Origin of the sequence: Pseudarthrobacter sp. H2 (assembly GCF_050157045.1) — a bacterium.
Lineage (GTDB): Bacteria > Actinomycetota > Actinomycetes > Actinomycetales > Micrococcaceae > Arthrobacter.
On the sequence record NZ_CP189594.1, the window covers coordinates 4,064,792 to 4,082,402 of the forward strand.

A 17,611-nucleotide genomic window follows, 5' to 3' on the forward strand; every position below is an offset into this window, starting at 1 on the left:
ATGACCCAGCCACAACAGGCCGCCACCCAGGCCGTAACCGACCACACCGTTCCCGCGCATGCCCACGCGTCCGAAAGAACGCTCCACGTCGAGGATGAGGGCTACCACAAGGGCCTGAAGCCCCGTCAGGTCCAGATGATCGCCATCGGCGGCGCGATCGGCACCGGGCTCTTCATGGGTGCGGGCGGCCGGCTGGCCGCGGCCGGCCCCGCGCTGGTTATCAGCTACGCCGTGTGCGGCTTCTTCGCATTCATGATTCTCCGCGCGCTCGGCGAACTCGTGATGCACCGGCCCTCCTCGGGTTCCTTCGTCTCCTACGCCCGGGAATTCTTCGGCGAGAAAGCCGCCTTCGTTACCGGCTGGCTGTACTGGCTGAACTGGGCCATGACGGCGATCGTGGACATCACCGCCGTCGCGCTGTACATGAACTTCTTCAAAAAATACTGGGCCCCCATCGCGGACGTGCCGCAGTGGACCTGGGCACTCGCCGCTCTGATCCTGGTGCTCGGCCTGAATCTGATCTCCGTCAAGGTGTTCGGCGAACTCGAATTCTGGTTCGCCCTGATCAAGGTCGTGGCGCTCGTGACCTTCCTGCTCGTGGGCATCTACTTCGTCGTCTTCGGCACCCCGGTGGCAGGCCAGGAGGTCGGCTTCAGCCTCATCGCTGACAATGGCGGCCTGTTCCCCAACGGCCTGCTGCCGGCGATCGTGGTGATGCAGGGCGTGGTGTTCGCCTATGCCTCGATCGAGCTGATCGGCACGGCCGCCGGCGAAACCGAAAACCCGGAAAAGATCATGCCCAAGGCCATCAATACGGTGATCGTGCGCATCGCCGTGTTCTACGTCGGCTCCCTGGTGCTGCTCTCGCTGCTCCTGCCGTACTCGTCCTACAAGGCCGGCGAAAGCCCGTTCGTCACCTTCTTCGGCTCGATCGGTGTGGAAGGCGTGGATGCCATCATGAACCTGGTGGTCCTCACCGCGGCGCTGTCCTCCCTCAACGCCGGCCTGTACTCCACCGGCCGCATCATGCGCTCTATGTCCGTCACCGGTTCCGCCCCGAAGTTCGCCGCCCGCATGAACAAAGCCGGCGTCCCCTATGGCGGCATCGCCCTCACCGCGGCAGTGGCAGTCCTCGGCGTGGTGCTGAACGCTGTGGTTCCGGCCGAGGCCTTTGAGATCGTGCTGAACGTCGCCTCCCTGGGCATCATCAGCACGTGGGCTGTGATCGTGATGTGCCAGATGCAGCTGGCACGGCTGGCCAAGCGCGGCGAACTGTTGCGCCCGGCCTTCCGGATGCCCGGAGCCCCGGTTACGGGTTGGATCACGCTGGCCTTCCTGCTGGCCGTGCTCGTCCTGATGGCCTTCGACTCCCCCGTGGGCACCTGGACCATTGCCTCGCTGCTGGTCATCATCCCGGCGCTGATGCTGGGCTGGCGGCTGTGCCGCGAGCGCGTCCTGGAACTCGCCGCGGTCCGCGATGGCTTCACCGGGCCGTACCCGTTGGTGGCCAACAGGCCGGTACGGGGCGCCGCAGGTGAAGAGGGCTAGCACTACCGCATAGGTACCATCCGTTGTTGGCTCACCCTGGCGGCACTGCAGGATCCAGTACTTCTGGACCGGCAGTGCCGCTCTGGCCTGCCGGGGCTCATGCGGAATGGCTTCTTTCAGTTTGTTGGATCTGGTGGTGAGAAAGTCGGTGTGGCCGCGCTTCACGCGGGTGATGCCCAGGAGGACACGGACACCGTACGGGTACCCAGACCGCCCGGGAACGCGGAGCGTCTTCGCGGAAGAACTCGGCCGGGCCGGCGACTGGAAGGCTGAGGACCGATCGGGGCCGATCAGGGCCGCCCTCAGCCAGCCATCGGGCGCAGCGGCCGGTTCTGTCACTGGGCCGGGCGGCACCATCATGTGGTCCATTGCGGCAGTGACCCTGGGTGTCATTGCGGCCATGGTCACCCGCCAAAACTCTCACGCCGCTCACCGGGAAACTTACACCCCACCTGCCAGAGCCGGCGCCGAAACGATCGAGGCCGCTGAAGCTGTCCGCGGCAGTAGCCGCAGTGTACGAGGTAAACGGGTGGCGGCTCTCTTCCGATATCCGGGCTCTATGGGAAACGCTGGAACCGCCGCCTCGCGGGCGTCCTGGGTCCGGAAGGCCTGTCACCTCAACAGTTGGTCGAGGGCGGTGAAGCCGTAGCCGGCCTGGCGGATCCGGTTGATGACCTGGAGCAGGGCGTCGGCGTCCAAGGTGGTCCCGTCGTCGGGGTTGGAGCCGACGTGCATCAGGACGATCTCGCCCGGCTGCAGGTTGGCGAGGACGCGGTCCGCGACGACCTGCGCCGCTACCCCTCCGCTGGTTCCTTTCCAGCCGAGGGTGTCCACGGTCCATCGGACCGGGACGTAGCCCAGCGAGTTGACCGCGGCGATGGTCCGGGCGTCTCGCTCGCCGAACGGAAACCGGAACAGCGGGCGGGAGTCCGCGCCGGCGGCCTGGATGGCCTGCTGCGCTCCGAGGACTTCCTCGCCGATGGCGGCATCGGAAAGGCCGGTGAAGCCCGGATGTGTCATCGAGTGATTGCCCACCCGGTGGCCCCCTGCCACGATCGAGGCGACGCCGCGCGGGTTGGCGGCGGCCCAGCTGCCGGTCAGGAAAAACGTTCCATGGACGCCTGCGCCTCGCAGCGTCTGCAGGATGCTGGCAAGCCCTGCAGAGTTGCCTCCGGCGTCGAAGGTCAGGGCAACCACCGGGCCCGCGCCCGGGAGGACCTCGACGTCGTGGCCGGCGAGCGCAGCCGGGAACGGCGCGGCCGGCGCGGGGGCAGGCGGCACGGGCACTGTGGCGGGAGGCTCGTTGGGTGGCACCGGACCAGGCTCGGCGGGGACTGGCACCGTAGGGACGCGTTCAGCGGGAGCCGGCGCCGTTTCGGTGGCGGTGGCGGTGGCGGCTTCCCACGGCGTCGCGCTGGGGGTCTGGCTGGCGGATGGCGACGGCGACGTTGACCCGGCCGGACCCGCTGCCGGAGGACCGGACGAGAGGATGACGGCCACCACCAGCGCCACTGCAAGGAGCACGAGCAGGGCTACCACAGCCGTCAGTGGGCGTCGGTCACCGGCGAAGATCGTCCACATGCTTCACCTTGTCACCGCGGTCCCTCCAGGGCTAGGGCTGAAGGGCCCGGCAGGCCGGGCAAGCAAGCTGGCGGAGCTGCTGGGGCGAGTCCCGACGCCACCCGCGGGAACGCGACGGCGAGCATGTCGACGGCCAGTGTGTGCCGGGCCTACCGCACGAGTGCCAGGGCAAAGCCGTCCCAGCCCTTGGCACCCACCGTCTGGATCACCGTCGCGTCCAGCCGCGGGTCCTCGCCCATCATCTGCAGCGCACTGATGATGCCGGGGGCGTTGACGGTATCCAGGGACGGATCCAGCACGGCGCCTTCCCACACCACGTTGTCCATCACGACGGTGGTCCCGGGCCGGCCCAGCCGGATGGCCCAGTCCAGGTAGTGTGGATCGTTTTCCTTGTCCGCATCGATGAAGACGAAATCGAAGGGCTGCGCGCCTTCCGCTTCAAGGGCACGCAAGCTATCCAGGGCGGCCCCGATCCGGATTTCCACCCTGGATCCCAGCCCAGCCTCATCGATGTTGGCGCGGGCCACCTCGGCATGCTTAGGGAGGTATTCGCAGGTGACGAGCCGGCCGCCGTCGGGAAGCCCCTGCGCCATCCAGATGGTGCTGAATCCTGCCAGCGTTCCGATTTCCAGCACACGGCGGGCGCCGGAGAGCTGGACCAGCAGCTTCAGCAGTTTGCCGGCATTGGGCGCCACCTCAATGGGCGGCATGCCCGCCTCGAGGGCGGCAGTCACGGCATGTTTGAGGGCACTGTCCGGTCGGACCACGACGTCGGAGAGGAAGTCCTCGACGGCGGTCCAGCCGGCGGTGGGCTGATGCTCGATCATGCCCCCAGTCTCGCAGTTGCCCGCGCCCGGCGGTAGCTTCTCCGGAGGCTTAGCCCAGGTCCGGATCCTGGGACCCGCCGATGGCCCTCTCCAGACGGTCCAGCTTGCCGGCGAGTTCCCCGGAGTAGCCGGGACGGATGTCCGCCTTGATCACCAGCGAGACCCGGCTGCCGTAGCGGCCCACGGCCTCCGTGGCCTGCCTGACCACCGCGAACACCTCGTCCCACTCGCCCTCGATCGTGGTGAACATGGAATCGGTGTGGTTGGGCAGCCCGGATTCGCGGACGATCCGCACTGCTTCGGCGACGGCGTCGTGGACGGAGGCGTCGTCTGCAGGGCCGTGGCCGGAAGTGGCGGCAGGGCCGTGGCCGGAATCAGGTCCTGCGGCCGGGGGCCGTCCCGAGGGTGCGACAGAGAATGCAAGCAACATGGCTCCAGTCTTTCATGCGCGGCCGGCACTGTTCCGTTCCGGCGGGGTGTCGGCGCCTCGTCCGGATAGCGCGGGAGGCGGACACCAGGCTGAGGCGGGCGGAGACCGTCATCCGGAGCTCGACGGCTGAATGACAAGGTGGGCCGAAGTTCCCGTTGCTACGCTAGGCAAATGGACCGCGCATTAGACCGCAGGCCGCTCCGCGCCGATGCTGCGCGGAACGTGGACAAGATCATCACCGCTGCCCGCCAATGCTTCCGCGAGTACGGGCCGGAAGTGCCGCTGCAGACCATCGCCCTCACGGCGGGGGTGGGTCCGGCGACCCTTTTCAGGAACTTCGCGGACAAGGAAGAACTGGTCCTGGCGGCGTTGAACCGGCAGCTCCGGCGCCTGGTGGACCCCGTCATCGATGAGGCTCTCGCCGGCCCGGATGCCGCCGAGGGACTCTTCCGTGTGATCGATGCCGTGATGGGGGTGGCCAGTGAGGAGGCCAATCTGCTGGGCGCCGTGGCAGGCCGGCGGGGGCTGCTGACCGGCATCACCGGCGGCCTGATCGAATCGGTGGCCGTACTGCTGGGCCGCGGCCAGGGCCAGGGATCCCTCCGCGGCGACATTTCGATGACGGACCTGATCCGGCTGCTCGCCATGCTGATCGGCGTCGTGGACACCATGGAGGCCGGTTCGGATGCCTGGCGGCGCCCCGTCGCCCTCGTCGAAGACGCCATCCGCACGGAACGGCCCCACCGGCCGTTGCCGCCGCAGGCCCCCCTGCCCGGCACAGCGTTCGGCGCAGTGCTCGGTTAGCGCCCGCTCAGCGTTTTCAAAACACCAGGTTTTGCGGACGCTCCGGCGGGTCAGGCTCCCCCCAGGCTCAGCCCCAGCCCAGCAGCCGCAGCCCGGCGGCAGCGCCGGCGCCGGCGAGCACCACCACGAGGAACGGCGCACGGAACCACAGGGCGACGCCGGCCGCGGCCAGTGCTCCCAGCCGCGCATCCAGCGTCAGCGATTGGCCCGAGGCGACCGTGTTGACGATCGTCAGCGACGCCAGCAGCCCGATGGTCATGGTTCCCGCGATCCTGGACATCCGCGGGTCGCGGAGCAGGCCGGCCGGCACCAGATAGCCCAGCAGTTTCCAGGCGTAGGCCAGCAGGCAGGCGAGCAGCAGCCACATCCACAGGTTCATGCGGCCTCTCCAGAGGGACGATCCGCGGGACGATTGGAGTGATGGCCCGGGTAACGCCCGGAGGGGTTCCCTGCGTAGGGCTCCAGGTCCGGTTCCAGGCCTTCGTCGCTGCGGCCATGGCTGAACCAGCCGATCACGGCCGCCACCACTGCCGCCACCAGGATGGGCACGCCGGCGGGCACGAACGGCACGGCCAGCACGGTGGCCAGTGCGCACACGACGGCGATCGCCATGGGTTCGCGGCCTTTCAGCCTCGGCCACAGCAGCCCCAGGAAGGCCGCCACCGCGGCGCCGTCGAGCCCCCATTGCTTGGGATCGCCCAGCGCTCCGCCCGCCAGGGCGCCCACGGCGGTGAAGACGTTCCACAGCACGAAGATGCCGATCCCTGCGGTCCAGAAGCCGCGCTTCTGTTCGCCCGGGTCCGTCTGCCCGGTGCTGGTGGCGGTGGACTCGTCGATGGTCACCTGCGCGGCGGCGAACCTCAACCAGCCGCGGGGCCGCAGCAGGGCGTTGATCTGCATCCCGTAGATCCCGTTGCGCATGCCCAGCAGCGTGGCCGCCCCCATGGCGGCGACGCCGGAACCGCCCCCGGCCACCACCCCGATGAAGGCGAACTGCGAACCGCCGCTGAACAGCAGCAGGCTCAGGGCCATGGTCTGCCCGAAGTCCAGCCCGGAGGTGACGGACAGGGCGCCGAAGGACACGCCGTAGAGGCCGGTGGCGATGCTGATCGACAGCCCGACCCGCACGGCCGGGGACTGCAGGAGTTTCACGGCTGCGGCCTCATGCCGGGATCCCCGCGGCTGGCGTTCCGGGAGCCCGCAGGCTCCAGGCCCAGGCGATGAGCGGGGCCTGCAGCGGCAGGCGCAGGGTGTGCACCGTGCGCGGGCGGGGGGATCCGTCCGGGCCATAGGCCTTGCGCAGGGCGTCGGCGTGCCCGGCGAGGAAGAGGGTGAACATGACGGCGACGCAGCCCGCGGCGGCCCGGCGCGTGGCCGGGATCAGGAGCCCGACGGCGGCGCCCGCTTCCAGCAGCCCGCTCACCGCCACCCATTCCTCGCGGGACAGCACGGCGAGGGGTCCGTTTGCCCTGCCGCCGGAATCATCGCGGCAGAGGATGTCCGGAACCACCTGGTCATAAAACCCGGGATCCCGGAAGTGCTTCCCTGCGCTGGCCAGCAGCAACGCGCTCAGGGCAGCCGCGGAGAGAGTCTGGGTGGCCCGGCTGGGCCGGCTAAATGGCATGGAACCACTCAATCACAGCCGCCGGGAAGGCCGTAATCCCCCGGCCCGTCAGCGTCTGAGCGGGTTGGCCTGCGCTCACCGCCGCAGGGCTCACCGCCGCCGGGGTTGGCCTGTGGGCAGATCAGGGCGGATCGACGGCGCCGGTCCGCCCTGATCTGCCCATACGCGCGGCGGATCGGCCGCGGATCCGCCGCCAACTGCCCAACGGCGGCAGCTGGCCCCTCAGCTGACCGGCTGGCTGCCTGCCGTGAGCTGGGCGAGGACCTCGGCCGGCCGGTTCGTGGTGATCTCCTGGATGCCCAGGCCCTGGCACAGGGCCACATCGTTTACCGAGTCCACGGTCCACACGCGGAAGCGCCGGCCGGACTCGAGCCAGCGCTGGACCGCACGCGCATGCTGGCGGACATAATCGATGCCGGGTCCGGCCAGGCCTACCTCGCAGTCGTCCAGGATCCGTTCCGCCTCCGTCTGTGCCGCCTTCATGACGTTTGCCAGCGCCCCGCCCGTGAAGGCCCCGAGGCCGAGTTCCTCACGGATCTCCGCCACGGTGACGTCGTCCACGAGCTGGCAGACGGCCTCCGCGGGAACCGACCGGAGCAGGTGTTGCACGGCGTCCGGGCTGAAGGTCATGAAGGACACCCGGATGTTGTCCAGCATCGACGTGGCGGGATTCCAGCCCTCGGCCGCCAGGACCTCGAGGACCCGGTCTTCGAGCTTGAGCTGGAAGGGGCTGGGGTGCTTGAGTTCGATCGCCAGGCCGATCTCCCGGCCGGCCAGGCGCAGGAGGTCCAGCAGCTCGGGCAGCGTCAGCAGCTGCCCGGACCTGGCGCCGTACGCGTCCGGGATCCTCACCCCCTTCCACGAGGAGAAGTCCAGCCGCCGGAGCTCCTCGAGGGTCCTCTCGGCCACGGGTCCGGTGCCGTCCGAGGTGCGGTCCAGGGTGGCGTCGTGCAGCAGCACGGCGTGCTGGTCCCGGGTGAGGTGGACATCGCATTCGACGCCGTCGGCGCCGTCGGCGATCGCCTGCAGGTAGGCGGCGCGGGTGTGCTCGGCGAAGACCCCGCTGGAGCCCCTATGGGCGTAAACCAGCGGACGGGCGGGGAGGGACATGTCAATCGTCATCCTGACACGGTAGCGGACTGGCATTGCCCCTGCGGGACTAGGCTGGGCACATGCAGGTGAACACTGAGCCAAGTACCCGCCCGGAAAGCGCCAGCGGCACAGAGGGTGCGCCCGGCGTTCAGCCCGGCGCCCCGGCCCGCCGCTCCCCCGCGTCGAGCGACGCCGAAAAAGCTGCGGCGCTGCGGAAAATGAAGCTGCTGGCGGTTTCGCTGCTGGTAGTGATGGCCATCATCTTCGTTCTCGCCTTCGCGCTGCAGAAGCAGTATCCATGGCTCGAGTACGTCCGGGCCGCGGCCGAGGGCGGCATGGTGGGCGCTTTGGCCGACTGGTTCGCCGTCACAGCCCTGTTCAAGCACCCGATGGGCATCAAGATCCCGCATACCGCCATCATCCCGAACCGCAAGGACCAGATCGGCGCTTCGCTGGGCGAGTTCGTGGAGACCAACTTCCTCTCGGAGCAGGTGGTCCAGCAGAAGCTGGCCAGCGTGGACATCGCCCGGAAGGCAGGCGCGTGGCTGTCCGGGCCCGGCGGCGCCGAGCGCGTCGCCAGGGAGGGCGCCGCCGTCATCCGCGGCGCGTTTAAGGTCCTGAACGACGACGACGTCCAGTCCGTGATCGAGGGCATGGTCCGCAAGCATCTGCTTGCTCCGCCGTGGGGGCCCCCGGTGGGCCGGCTGGCCGAGCGGATCTTCGCCGACGGCCACCACCACGCGCTCGTGGACCTGCTTGTGGACCGGTCGGTGGACTGGGTGCGGGACAACCATGAGACGGTCAGCAGGCTGGTCTCGGACCGCTCCCCGCAGTGGGTTCCGCAGTTCGTGGACGGCCTGGTGGGTGACAGGGTCTACGTTGAGGTCCTGAAGTTCACGAAGGCCGTGCAGTCCGATCCGCAGCACCAGGTCCGCCAGTCCATCGACAAGTACCTCAAGGAACTGGCGCAGGACCTCCAGCACGACCCCGTGATGATCGCCCGGGCCGAAGGGATCAAGGCGCAGGTCCTCGGCGACCCGGAGGTCCGCGAACTGGCGTCCCGCACGTGGGGCACCATCAAGGCGGCGCTGCTGGGCGCCGTCGACGATCCCCACAGCGAACTGACCGTCAAGTTCAAGGCCGCCGTGCACGACTTCGGCACCCGCCTGGTGGTCGATCCGGAGCTGGCCGGCAAGGTCAACACCTGGATCGGCGACGCCGCCGGGTACCTCGTGAAGACCTACCGCTCGGACATCGCCGGGGTGATCACCGAGACGGTGGCCCGCTGGGACGCGGAGGAGACTTCGCGGAAGATCGAACTCCAGATCGGCAAGGACCTGCAGTTCATCCGGATCAACGGCACCGTGGTGGGCGCCCTGGCCGGGCTGGCCATCTTCACGCTGGCACACCTGGTGTTCGGCTGACCACCTGCCAGGCGCGAACGGACATTTAAGGCCCCTTCCGGCGCGTTTTGAGGGCCGGATCTGTCCGTTCGCGCTTCAGGAACGGATCGTCAGGCGGCCGCGACCTCCACCTTGGCCCGGCCCCGGACGGCGAAGATCGTGAACGCCAGCGCCAGAAGCGCGGTCACCACCAGCAGCAGGAGCCCGATCGAGTAGCTGCGGGATACCGGATCGTACGTTGCGCCCATGACCAGCGGCGGGAAGTAGCCGCCGAGGCCGCCGGCTGCGCTGACCACCCCGCTGACGCTGCCCACCTTTCCCGGTGGCGCCAGCACCCCCACCCAGGCGAACACGCCGCCCGTTCCGAGGCCCAGCGCCGCCGCCATGGCGACGAACGTCAGCCCGGCGGGGACTTCGCCGTCGGGCTGCAGGTTCACCACCCAGCCGAGCGCCGCGACGCCGGCGAGGGACGCAACCACCACCGGTTTGGGGCCGAACCGGTCCGCGAGCACCCCGCCCACCGGCCTGGCCAGCACGGCGGCGAGCGCGAACCCGGCGGTTCGGGCCCCGGCCCCGCTCGGATCGAAGCTGTAGACATCCCGGAGGTAGGTGGGCAGGTAGGTGGCGAAGGAGACGAAGCCGCCGAAGACGACGGCGTAGAGGAAGCACATCTTCCACGTGACCGGGGTTTTCGCGGCGTCGAGCAGCTTGGGCAGGCCCGGGGCGTTGTTGCGGGTCCAGCCCGGGGACTCTTTCATGCGGAACCAGATGAGGGCGGCCATGACGGCGAGGATCGCGGCGATCAGCAGGTGGGTGGGAAAGTAGCCGATCCCGGCGACGAGTCGGGGGTTGAGGAAGGCCGCCAGCGCCGTTCCCCCCATCCCGGCGCCGAAGACGCCGGTGGCGAAACCTCGTCTGGAAGGCTCGTACCAGGCGCTGACAAAGGGGATCCCGACGGCGAAGACCGTTCCGGCGACCCCCAGCAGCAGCCCGGCGCCCAGCACCAGCGCGAAGGAGGTGATGGTGCCGCCCACGGCCACCAGCAGGATCGGCAGGATGGAGGCCAGCAGGACGAAGGTGAACATGGCGCGCCCGCCGTACCGGTCCGTCAGGGTTCCGACGACGATCCGGCCCAGCGAGCCCACGAAGACGGGCATGGCCACGAGCACCCCGGTGGTGGCCGGGTTGAGCTCGAGGTTCTGCGTGTAGAAAGCCCCCAGGGTGGCGACGGAGTTCCAGGCCCAGAAGCACACCACCGAGGCCGAGGTGGCGAGCACCAGGTTGGGCGTCCGGCCGGCGGGGGCGGACTGCTGAAGGGGCGCGGATCCGGCCACGGTGTTCTCCTCTTCGGCTCGGCTCAGCGGTTCCGGTTGTCCCGGTCGTGGGTGCCGACGGCCGACCATCCACGATGCACCGGGGCGCTGGAAGTCCTGTCCTTGTCCCGGGAGCGGTACACGATGTACGGCCGGAAGAGGTAGTGGAACGGGGCCGTGAAGGCGTGGACCAGCCGGGTGAACGGCCAGATCACGAAGAGCGCCATGCCCACCAGGGTGTGCAGGTGGAAGGAGAAGGGCGCCGCGGCCATGGCCGCGATGTCCGGCTGGAAGATGAACAGGGAGCGGAACCACGGGGCCACGGTTTCGCGGTAGTTGTGCCCGTGCTCGCCCTCGAAAACGCTCGCGAGCGTGGTCCACAGCCCGAACACGATCGCGGCCGTGAGCACCACGTACATGGTCTTGTCGTTCTTCGTGGTCGCCATGAACACCGGCCCGGTGGTGCGGCGGCGGTAGATCAGCAGGATGATCCCGCCCAGTGTTCCCACCCCGGCAATCCCGCCGACGAACAGGGCGTTGAAGTGGTAGAAGTCCTGGCTCATCCCCACGCCCTGGGTCCAGGCCATCGGGATGACGAGGCCGAAGAAGTGGCCGGCGATCACGGCGAGCAGGCCGAAGTGGAACAGCGGCGAGGCGATGCGCAGCAGGCGGGATTCGTAGAGCTGGGAGGACCTCGTGGTCCAGCCGAACTGGTCGTATTTATAGCGCCAGATAAGGCCGCCCACCAGGACCACCACCATGACGTAGGGCAGCACGCCCCAGAGCAGGATGTCCGCTGCGGAGAGAGCCATCTCAGGCCCCCTTCACGGGCAGCAGCCGCGGGTCATAGGGGTCCAGCCCCACCGCCTCGGTGGGCGGCCCGTAGCCGGCCATCCGCATCACGGCCTGCTCGTCTGCCGGGGATTTGCCGGGCAGCGTGGCGCAGACGGCCTGCAGGATCCTTGCGTGCGGCAGTTCGTCCCGCAGCAGGCCGAAGCGGAGCATCTCCAGGCTGGCCCGGAAGCGGATCAGCAGCTCGCGGCCGGCCGCGAGGTCCACCACCGCGGCGTATTCCAGGACCATGGGCAGGTAGTCCGGCAGTTCCCCGTGGGTGTCCACCAGGATGTCGCTTTGCCGGTAGGTCTTCTTGAAGTTGCCGAGGACCTCGCCGCGGCGCCGCGTGTCCCCGTCCGTCCAGTACGACAGGTGCAGGGCGTGGCGCTTGCCGAGGTCGAACTCGCGCACGTAGTCGACCTGGATCTCCATCGGCGGCGTGGACTCGAGCCGGTCCAGGACCTCCGCGAAGTCCGCGACGGCCCCGGGGAACTCGGCCAGCGCGGCGCGCATCAGCGGCACCCGGCCGATCAGTTCCTCGTCCGGGTAGGACAGGCACCAGGCCGCTGCGAGGTACACGACCTGCTCGCGGCGGCTCATGGCTGCTGCCCCGCCGGCGGGTTGGGTTTTTCCGGGAACAGCCCCGCAGGCGCCCCCGTGCCGTCCCAGTTCAACAGGTTGACCCGCCCGCGCAGGGTCGTCTCGCCGGGCGCGGAGCCGGAGGTCTGCCGGTCCCGCAGGGCGTTGAAGGTTTCCACCGCCACCGGCACGGGCCGGCCGCTGGCCTCGCCGAACGGGGAGGAATCCTGCATGCCCGGGCCGCCGTCGAAGTCCAGCGAGCAGCCCATCTCCTCGAGGTCGTGGGCCTGTTCCACGTGGGCCTTCGGGATGACGTAGCGTTCCTCGTACTTCGCGATCGCCATCAGCCGGTACATCTCGTACATGGTCTGGCCGTCCATGCCCACGGACTCCGGGATGGAATCGTCCGGGTCGTTGCCCATGCTGATGCCGCGCATGAAGGAGCGCATCGCCGCGAGTTTCTTCAGCACCGCGGTGACCCGGCCGGCGTCGCCGGCGGTGAAGAGTTCGGCGAGGTATTCCACCGGGATGCGCAGCGCGTCGATGGCGCCGAAGAGGTTGCCGGCGTCCTCGCCGTCGTGCCCCTGGTCCCGCAGCAGGTCCACCACCGGCGAGAGCGGCGGCACGTACCAGACCATCGGCATGGTCCGGTATTCGGGATGCAGCGGCAGGGCCACCTTGTAGACCTTGGCGAGGGCGTACACCGGCGAGCGCCGGGCGGCGTCGATCCAGTCCTCCGGGATCCCCTGGGCCCGGGCCTCGGCCTGGACGGCGGGGTCGTTCGGGTCCAGCAGCACGTCCATCTGGGCGTCGTAGAGTTCCTTGGGGTCCGTGACCGACGCCGCCGCGGTGACGGCGTCGGCGTCGTACAAAAACAGCCCCAGATACCGCAGCCGTCCCACGCAGGTCTCCGAGCAGACCGTCGGCAGCCCCACCTCCACCCGCGGGTAGCAGAAGGTGCACTTCTCGGCCTTGCCGGTCTTGTGGTTGAAGTAGATCTTCTTGTACGGGCAGCCGGTGACGCACTGGCGCCAGCCGCGGCACTTGTCCTGGTCCACCAGGACGATCCCGTCCTCCACCCGCTTGTAGATGGCGCCGGAGGGGCAGGACGCCATGCAGGACGGGTTCAGGCAGTGCTCGCAGATCCGCGGCAGGTAGAACATGAAGGTCTGCTCGTACGCGAACTTGATCTTGTCCTCGGACTCGCGGCGAATCTTCGCCACGATCGGGTCCAGGTGGCCGTTCTCGGTGGCGCCGCCCAGGTCGTCGTCCCAGTTCGCGGACCAGGTGATCTTGGTGTCCTCGCCGGTGATCAGGGACTTAGGCCGGGCCACCGGGAAATCGTCGCCCAAGGGCGCGTCCACGAGGGTCTTGTAGTCGTAGGTCCACGGCTCGTAGTAGTCCTTGAGCTCGGGCTGGACCGGGCTGGCGAAGATCCCGAAAAGCTTCTTCACCCGGCCGCCGGCCTTGAGCACCAGTTTGCCGCGCTTGTTCAGCGCCCAGCCGCCGTGCCACTGCTCCTGGTCCTCGTAGCGGCGCGGGTACCCCTGCCCGGGACGGGTCTCGACGTTGTTGAACCAGACGTATTCGGTGCCCGCACGGTTGGTCCAGGCCTGCTTGCAGGTCACGGAACAGGTGTGGCAGCCGATGCATTTGTCCAGGTTCATGACCATGCCCATTTGAGCCATGACACGCATCAGTACTGCACCTCCTGTGAACGACGGCGGACCGTGGCCACCATGTCCCGCTGGTTCCCGGTGGGGCCAAGGTAGTTGAACGCGTAGGCCAGCTGGGCGTAGCCGCCGATCAGGTGCGAGGGTTTGACCAGCAGCCTGGTCACCGAATTGTGGATGCCGCCGCGCCGGCCCGTGGCCTCGGACTTCGGCACGTCGATGGTGCGTTCCTGCGCGTGGTGGACGTAGACCACGCCGGCCGGCATCCGGTGGCTGACGATCGCCCGGGCCACGAGGACGCCGTTGATGTTCACGCACTCCACCCAGTCGTTGTCCTTGACCTCGATGGCGGCCGCGTCGGCGGGGCTCATCCAGACCGTGGGCCCGCCGCGGGACAGCGAGAGCATCAGCAGGTTGTCCTGGTATTCCGAGTGGATGGACCACTTGGAGTGCGGTGTCAGGTAGCGGACCACCACCTCCATGGCCCCGTCCTGGCCCAGCTTGGGTTCCCCGAAGAGGCGGTGCATGTCCAGCGGCGGCCGGTAGATCGGCAGCGCCTCGCCGATGTCGATCATCCAGTCGTGGTCCAGGAAGAAGTGCATCCGCCCGGTCAGGGTATGCCAGGGCTTGAGCCGCTCCACGTTGATGGTGAACGGGGCGTAGCGCCGGCCGCCCGTCTCGGACCCGGACCATTCCGGCGACGTGATCACCGGGACCGGGCCGGCCTGGGTCTGGGCGAAGGTGATGAACTTTTCCTCGGACCCCTCGGCCAGGTCCGCCAGTTTCCGGCCGGTGCGGATCTCCAGGTCCTTGAAGCCCTGCACCGACAGCGCGCCGTTGGTGGTGCCGGAGAAGGCCAGGATGGCCTCGGCCATCTTGGCGTCCGTGTCGATCGCCGGGCGCCCGTCCGCGGCGCCGCCGAGCATGACGCCGTTGGAGCGGCTGAGCCTCTCCAGGGGACCGGCGAGTTTGTAGGTGACGTTCTTGACCGTGAAGCCCAGCTTCTCGGCCAGCGGCCCGACGGCGGCCAGCTTGTCCGCGATGGCGGTGTAGTCCCGCTCCACGACGGAAAAAACGGGCATGTTCTGCCCCGGCACCGCGGGGATGGACATGTCCCGCCAGTCCCGCACGATGCCGCCGGGCTGGGCGAGCTGGCCGGGGGTGTCGTGCTGCAGCGGCACGCTCACCAGGTCGCGGCGGACGCCCAGGTGGCTCTTCGCCAGCCGGGAGAACTCCCGGGCCAGCAGGTGGAAGGTGTCGAAGTCCGTCTTGGTCTCCCACGGCGGGTCGATCGCGGGGCTGAAGGCGTGCACGAAGGGGTGCATGTCGGTGGAGGACAGGTCGTGCTTCTCGTACCAGGTGGCGGCCGGGAACACGACGTCGGACAGCAGCGTGGTGGACGTCATCCGGAAGTCCGCGGAGACCAGCAGGTCCAGCTTTCCCTCCGGCGCCTGCTCATGCCATTTCACGTCCCGGGGCTTGAGCCCCTCGGCGTGGTCCTTGCCCAGGACGTTGTTGTGGGTTCCCAGCAGGTTCCGCAGGAAGTACTCGTTGCCCTTGGCGGAGGAGCCGAACAGGTTGGAGCGCCACAGCACGAGGGTCCGCGGCCAGTTCGCCGGGGCGTCCACGTCCTCGATCGCCGGGTTCAGGGTGCGGTTCTTCAGCGCGTCCGCAATATAGGAGGGGGTGTCCTTCGCGGTGCCGGCGGCGACGGCGGCCTCCGCCTCGTCCGCGAGGTCCAGCGGGTTCCGGTCGAACTGCGGGTAGAACGGCATCCAGCCCAGCCGCGCGGACTGGGCCAGCGCGTCCGCGGTGTGCATCCCGTCCAGGGCCCCGGTGGAGAGCGGGGATTTCAGCGCATCCGCGGAGTAGCCGTCCTGGCGCCACTGGTCCGTGTGCATGTACCAGTAGCCGGTGCCGATCATGGTCCGCGGCGGCCGGGCCCAGTCCAGCGCGTTGGCCAGGGCCACCCAGCCGGTGGCGGGGCGCGTCTTTTCCTGGCCCACGTAGTGCGCCCAGCCGCCCCCGTTGCGGCCCATGCAGCCGGTCAGCATCACCAGGGCCAGCACGGCCCGGTAGGTCGCGTCGCCGTGGAACCACTGGCAGATCCCGGCGCCCATGATGATCATGGAGCGGCCCTTGGACTGCTCGGCGTTGCGGGCAAACTCGCGGGCCACCCGGATGCAGGCCTGCGCCGGGACGGAGGTGATCTCCTCCTGCCAGGCCGGGGTGTACGGCGTGGAGGCGTCGTCGTAGCCTGACGCCCACTCCCCCGGGAGGCCTTCGCGGCCGACGCCGTACTGCGCCAGCATGAGGTCGAACACGGTGGTGACCAGCTGGCCTTCCACCTCCAGGACCGGCACGCCGCGGCGGAGCACGCTGCCTTCCCCGCCCGCGTCCTCGAAGCAGGGCAGCAGGATTTCGGCGCTGTCCGCGGAGACCTCGCGCAGCGACAGCGCGGGCTCGATCCCCTCGAGGTCCAGGTTCCATTTGCCCTCGCCGCTGGCTGAGTAGCGGAACCCCATGGAGCCGTTGGGGACGGCGGGCCGGCCGGTCCTCTTATCGAACAGCACGGTGCGGAACGCCGCGTCCTCGGCCCCGGACTCGGCCGGGAGGTCCTTCGCGGTGAGGAACTTCGACGGTGTGAGCGAACCGTCGTCGCGCCGTTCCAGCCGCACCAGGAACGGCAGGTCCGTGTACTGGCGGACGTAGTCGGAGAAGAAAGGCACGTCGCGGTCCACGAAGAATTCCTTGAGCATGACGTGCCCCATGGCCATCGCCAGTGCGGCGTCCGTCCCGGCCTGGGCGGGGAGCCATTCGTCGGCGAACTTCGTGTTGTCCGCATAGTCCGGGCTGACCGTCACCACCTTGGTGCCGCGGTACCGCACCTCGGCCATCCAGTGCGCGTCCGGGGTCCGGGTCACGGGGACGTTGGAGCCCCACATCATGAGGTAGCCCGCGTCCCACCAGTCCCCGGATTCCGGGACGTCGGTCTGGTCCCCGAACACCTGCGGGCTGGCTACGGGGAGGTCCGCGTACCAGTCGTAGAAGGACGTCATCACCCCGCCGATCAGCTGGATGAAGCGGGTTCCGACGGCGTGCGAGACCATGGACATCGCGGGGATCGGCGAGAAGCCGGCGCAGCGGTCCGGCCCGTAGGCCTTGATGGTGTGGACGTGCGCGGCGGCGGCGATCTCGATCGCTTCCTGCCAGGAGACGCGCACCAGGCCGCCCTTGCCGCGGGCCTGCTGGTAGCGGCGGCGCCGCTCGGGGTCCCCCACGACGTCGGCAAAGGCCAGCACCGGATCGCCGAGCCGGGCCTTGGCCTCGCGGTACATCTCCACGAGGACGCCCCGGGCGTAGGGGAAGCGCACCCGGGTGGGCGAATAGGTGTACCAGGAAAAGGCCGCCCCGCGCGGGCAGCCCCGCGGCTCGTATTCCGGGCTGTCCGGCCCCACGGAGGGGTAATCGGTCTGCTGGGACTCCCAGGTGATGATGCCGTCCTTGACGTACACCTTCCAGGAACAGGAGCCGGTGCAGTTGACCCCGTGCGTGGAACGGACCACCTTGTCGTGGCTCCACCTGTCGCGGTAGAAGATGTCGCCCTTCCGGCCGCCCTCACGGAAGACCGCCCTGCCGTCGTCGGTCTGGTCCCACTTCGTGAAGAACCGGCCGAGTTTCAACATTGCATCCGAGGCGGGTCCGTCGAACCCCGCAGCGCCTCCGGCAGTCATGCCTTTCAAGCTAGGCCGCGGCCAGTGTCCCGGGTAGGGCCGAACGGCACGGGGCGGGCCTGGCCAGGCTGCCCGGCCACTTGCCAGGCGCGAACGGACATTTAAGCCCCCTTCCGGCGCTTCTGGAGGGCCGCAACTGTCCGTTCGCGCTTCAAGCTGGCCGACAGCC

Annotated in this window: 15 protein-coding genes; 3 read left to right on the forward strand and 12 right to left on the reverse strand. The window is 69.0% G+C overall.

The window, feature by feature from the left end; genetic code table 11:
- Entirely contained in the window at positions 1 to 1,548 is a 1,548-nt protein-coding gene (locus tag ACQCSZ_RS18840) for an amino acid permease (RefSeq protein WP_427005192.1), read from the forward strand.
- A gap of 612 nt (positions 1,549 to 2,160) precedes the next feature.
- Here ACQCSZ_RS18840 and ACQCSZ_RS18845 read toward each other — a convergent pair.
- The 3 genes from ACQCSZ_RS18845 to ACQCSZ_RS18855 form a co-directional block, all read right to left on the reverse strand.
- Positions 2,161 to 3,129, reverse strand: a complete 969-nt coding sequence (locus tag ACQCSZ_RS18845; RefSeq protein ID WP_427005193.1) for a polysaccharide deacetylase family protein — start codon at positions 3,127 to 3,129, stop codon at positions 2,161 to 2,163.
- Between the two features lie 149 nt (positions 3,130 to 3,278).
- Positions 3,279 to 3,956 (reverse strand): O-methyltransferase, encoded by a 678-nt coding sequence (locus ACQCSZ_RS18850; protein ID WP_427005194.1) that lies wholly within the window; start codon positions 3,954 to 3,956, stop codon positions 3,279 to 3,281.
- Between the two features lie 49 nt (positions 3,957 to 4,005).
- Positions 4,006 to 4,386, reverse strand: coding sequence for a thiamine-binding protein (locus tag ACQCSZ_RS18855; RefSeq protein ID WP_427005195.1), 381 nt, complete (start codon positions 4,384 to 4,386; stop codon positions 4,006 to 4,008).
- A 171-nt stretch (positions 4,387 to 4,557) separates the two neighbouring features.
- On the opposite strand from ACQCSZ_RS18855, the gene ACQCSZ_RS18860 reads away from it, so the two are divergent.
- Entirely contained in the window at positions 4,558 to 5,190 is a 633-nt protein-coding gene (locus ACQCSZ_RS18860) for a TetR/AcrR family transcriptional regulator (protein ID WP_427005196.1), read from the forward strand.
- A gap of 67 nt (positions 5,191 to 5,257) precedes the next feature.
- Here ACQCSZ_RS18860 and ACQCSZ_RS18865 read toward each other — a convergent pair whose 3' ends face one another.
- The 4 genes from ACQCSZ_RS18865 to ACQCSZ_RS18880 form a co-directional block, all read right to left on the reverse strand.
- Entirely contained in the window at positions 5,258 to 5,569 is a 312-nt protein-coding gene (locus ACQCSZ_RS18865; protein WP_427005197.1) for an AzlD domain-containing protein, read from the reverse strand.
- A complete protein-coding gene (locus ACQCSZ_RS18870) occupies positions 5,566 to 6,342 on the reverse strand; it encodes an AzlC family ABC transporter permease (protein ID WP_427005198.1) in 777 nt (258 codons plus the stop codon). The genes ACQCSZ_RS18865 and ACQCSZ_RS18870 overlap by 4 nt, the downstream gene beginning before the upstream one ends.
- Before the next feature lie 10 nt (positions 6,343 to 6,352).
- On the reverse strand, positions 6,353 to 6,814 hold the full coding sequence (locus ACQCSZ_RS18875) for a DoxX family protein (protein ID WP_427005199.1): 462 nt from the start codon (positions 6,812 to 6,814) through the stop codon (positions 6,353 to 6,355).
- A 222-nt stretch (positions 6,815 to 7,036) separates the two neighbouring features.
- On the reverse strand, positions 7,037 to 7,936 hold the full coding sequence (locus ACQCSZ_RS18880) for a glycerophosphodiester phosphodiesterase (protein ID WP_427005200.1): 900 nt from the start codon (positions 7,934 to 7,936) through the stop codon (positions 7,037 to 7,039).
- 50 nt (positions 7,937 to 7,986) lie between these two features.
- Between ACQCSZ_RS18880 and ACQCSZ_RS18885 the strand changes: the two genes are divergently transcribed.
- Positions 7,987 to 9,330: a DUF445 domain-containing protein gene (locus tag ACQCSZ_RS18885; protein WP_427005201.1), complete on the forward strand. Its 1,344-nt coding sequence runs from the start codon at positions 7,987 to 7,989 to the stop codon at positions 9,328 to 9,330.
- Positions 9,331 to 9,419: 89 nt separating this feature from the next.
- Here the strand turns inward: ACQCSZ_RS18885 and ACQCSZ_RS18890 are convergent, their stop codons facing one another.
- From ACQCSZ_RS18890 to ACQCSZ_RS18910, 5 genes are read right to left on the reverse strand one after another with little or no spacing between them, the layout of a single operon-like run.
- Positions 9,420 to 10,643 (reverse strand): MFS transporter, encoded by a 1,224-nt coding sequence (locus ACQCSZ_RS18890; protein WP_427005202.1) that lies wholly within the window; start codon positions 10,641 to 10,643, stop codon positions 9,420 to 9,422.
- Between the two features lie 23 nt (positions 10,644 to 10,666).
- On the reverse strand, positions 10,667 to 11,434 hold the full coding sequence (gene narI / locus ACQCSZ_RS18895) for a respiratory nitrate reductase subunit gamma (protein WP_427005203.1): 768 nt from the start codon (positions 11,432 to 11,434) through the stop codon (positions 10,667 to 10,669).
- A gap of 1 nt (position 11,435) precedes the next feature.
- Entirely contained in the window at positions 11,436 to 12,056 is a 621-nt protein-coding gene (narJ, locus tag ACQCSZ_RS18900; protein ID WP_427005204.1) for a nitrate reductase molybdenum cofactor assembly chaperone, read from the reverse strand.
- Entirely contained in the window at positions 12,053 to 13,732 is a 1,680-nt protein-coding gene (gene narH / locus ACQCSZ_RS18905) for a nitrate reductase subunit beta (protein WP_427005205.1), read from the reverse strand. Before narH ends, narJ begins: the two co-directional genes overlap by 4 nt.
- Positions 13,732 to 17,442 carry a nitrate reductase subunit alpha gene (locus tag ACQCSZ_RS18910; protein ID WP_427005206.1) on the reverse strand — a complete coding sequence of 1,237 codons (3,711 nt, stop codon included), beginning with the start codon at positions 17,440 to 17,442 and terminating at the stop codon, positions 13,732 to 13,734. The genes narH and ACQCSZ_RS18910 overlap by 1 nt, the downstream gene beginning before the upstream one ends.
- Positions 17,443 to 17,611 lie beyond the last annotated feature (169 nt).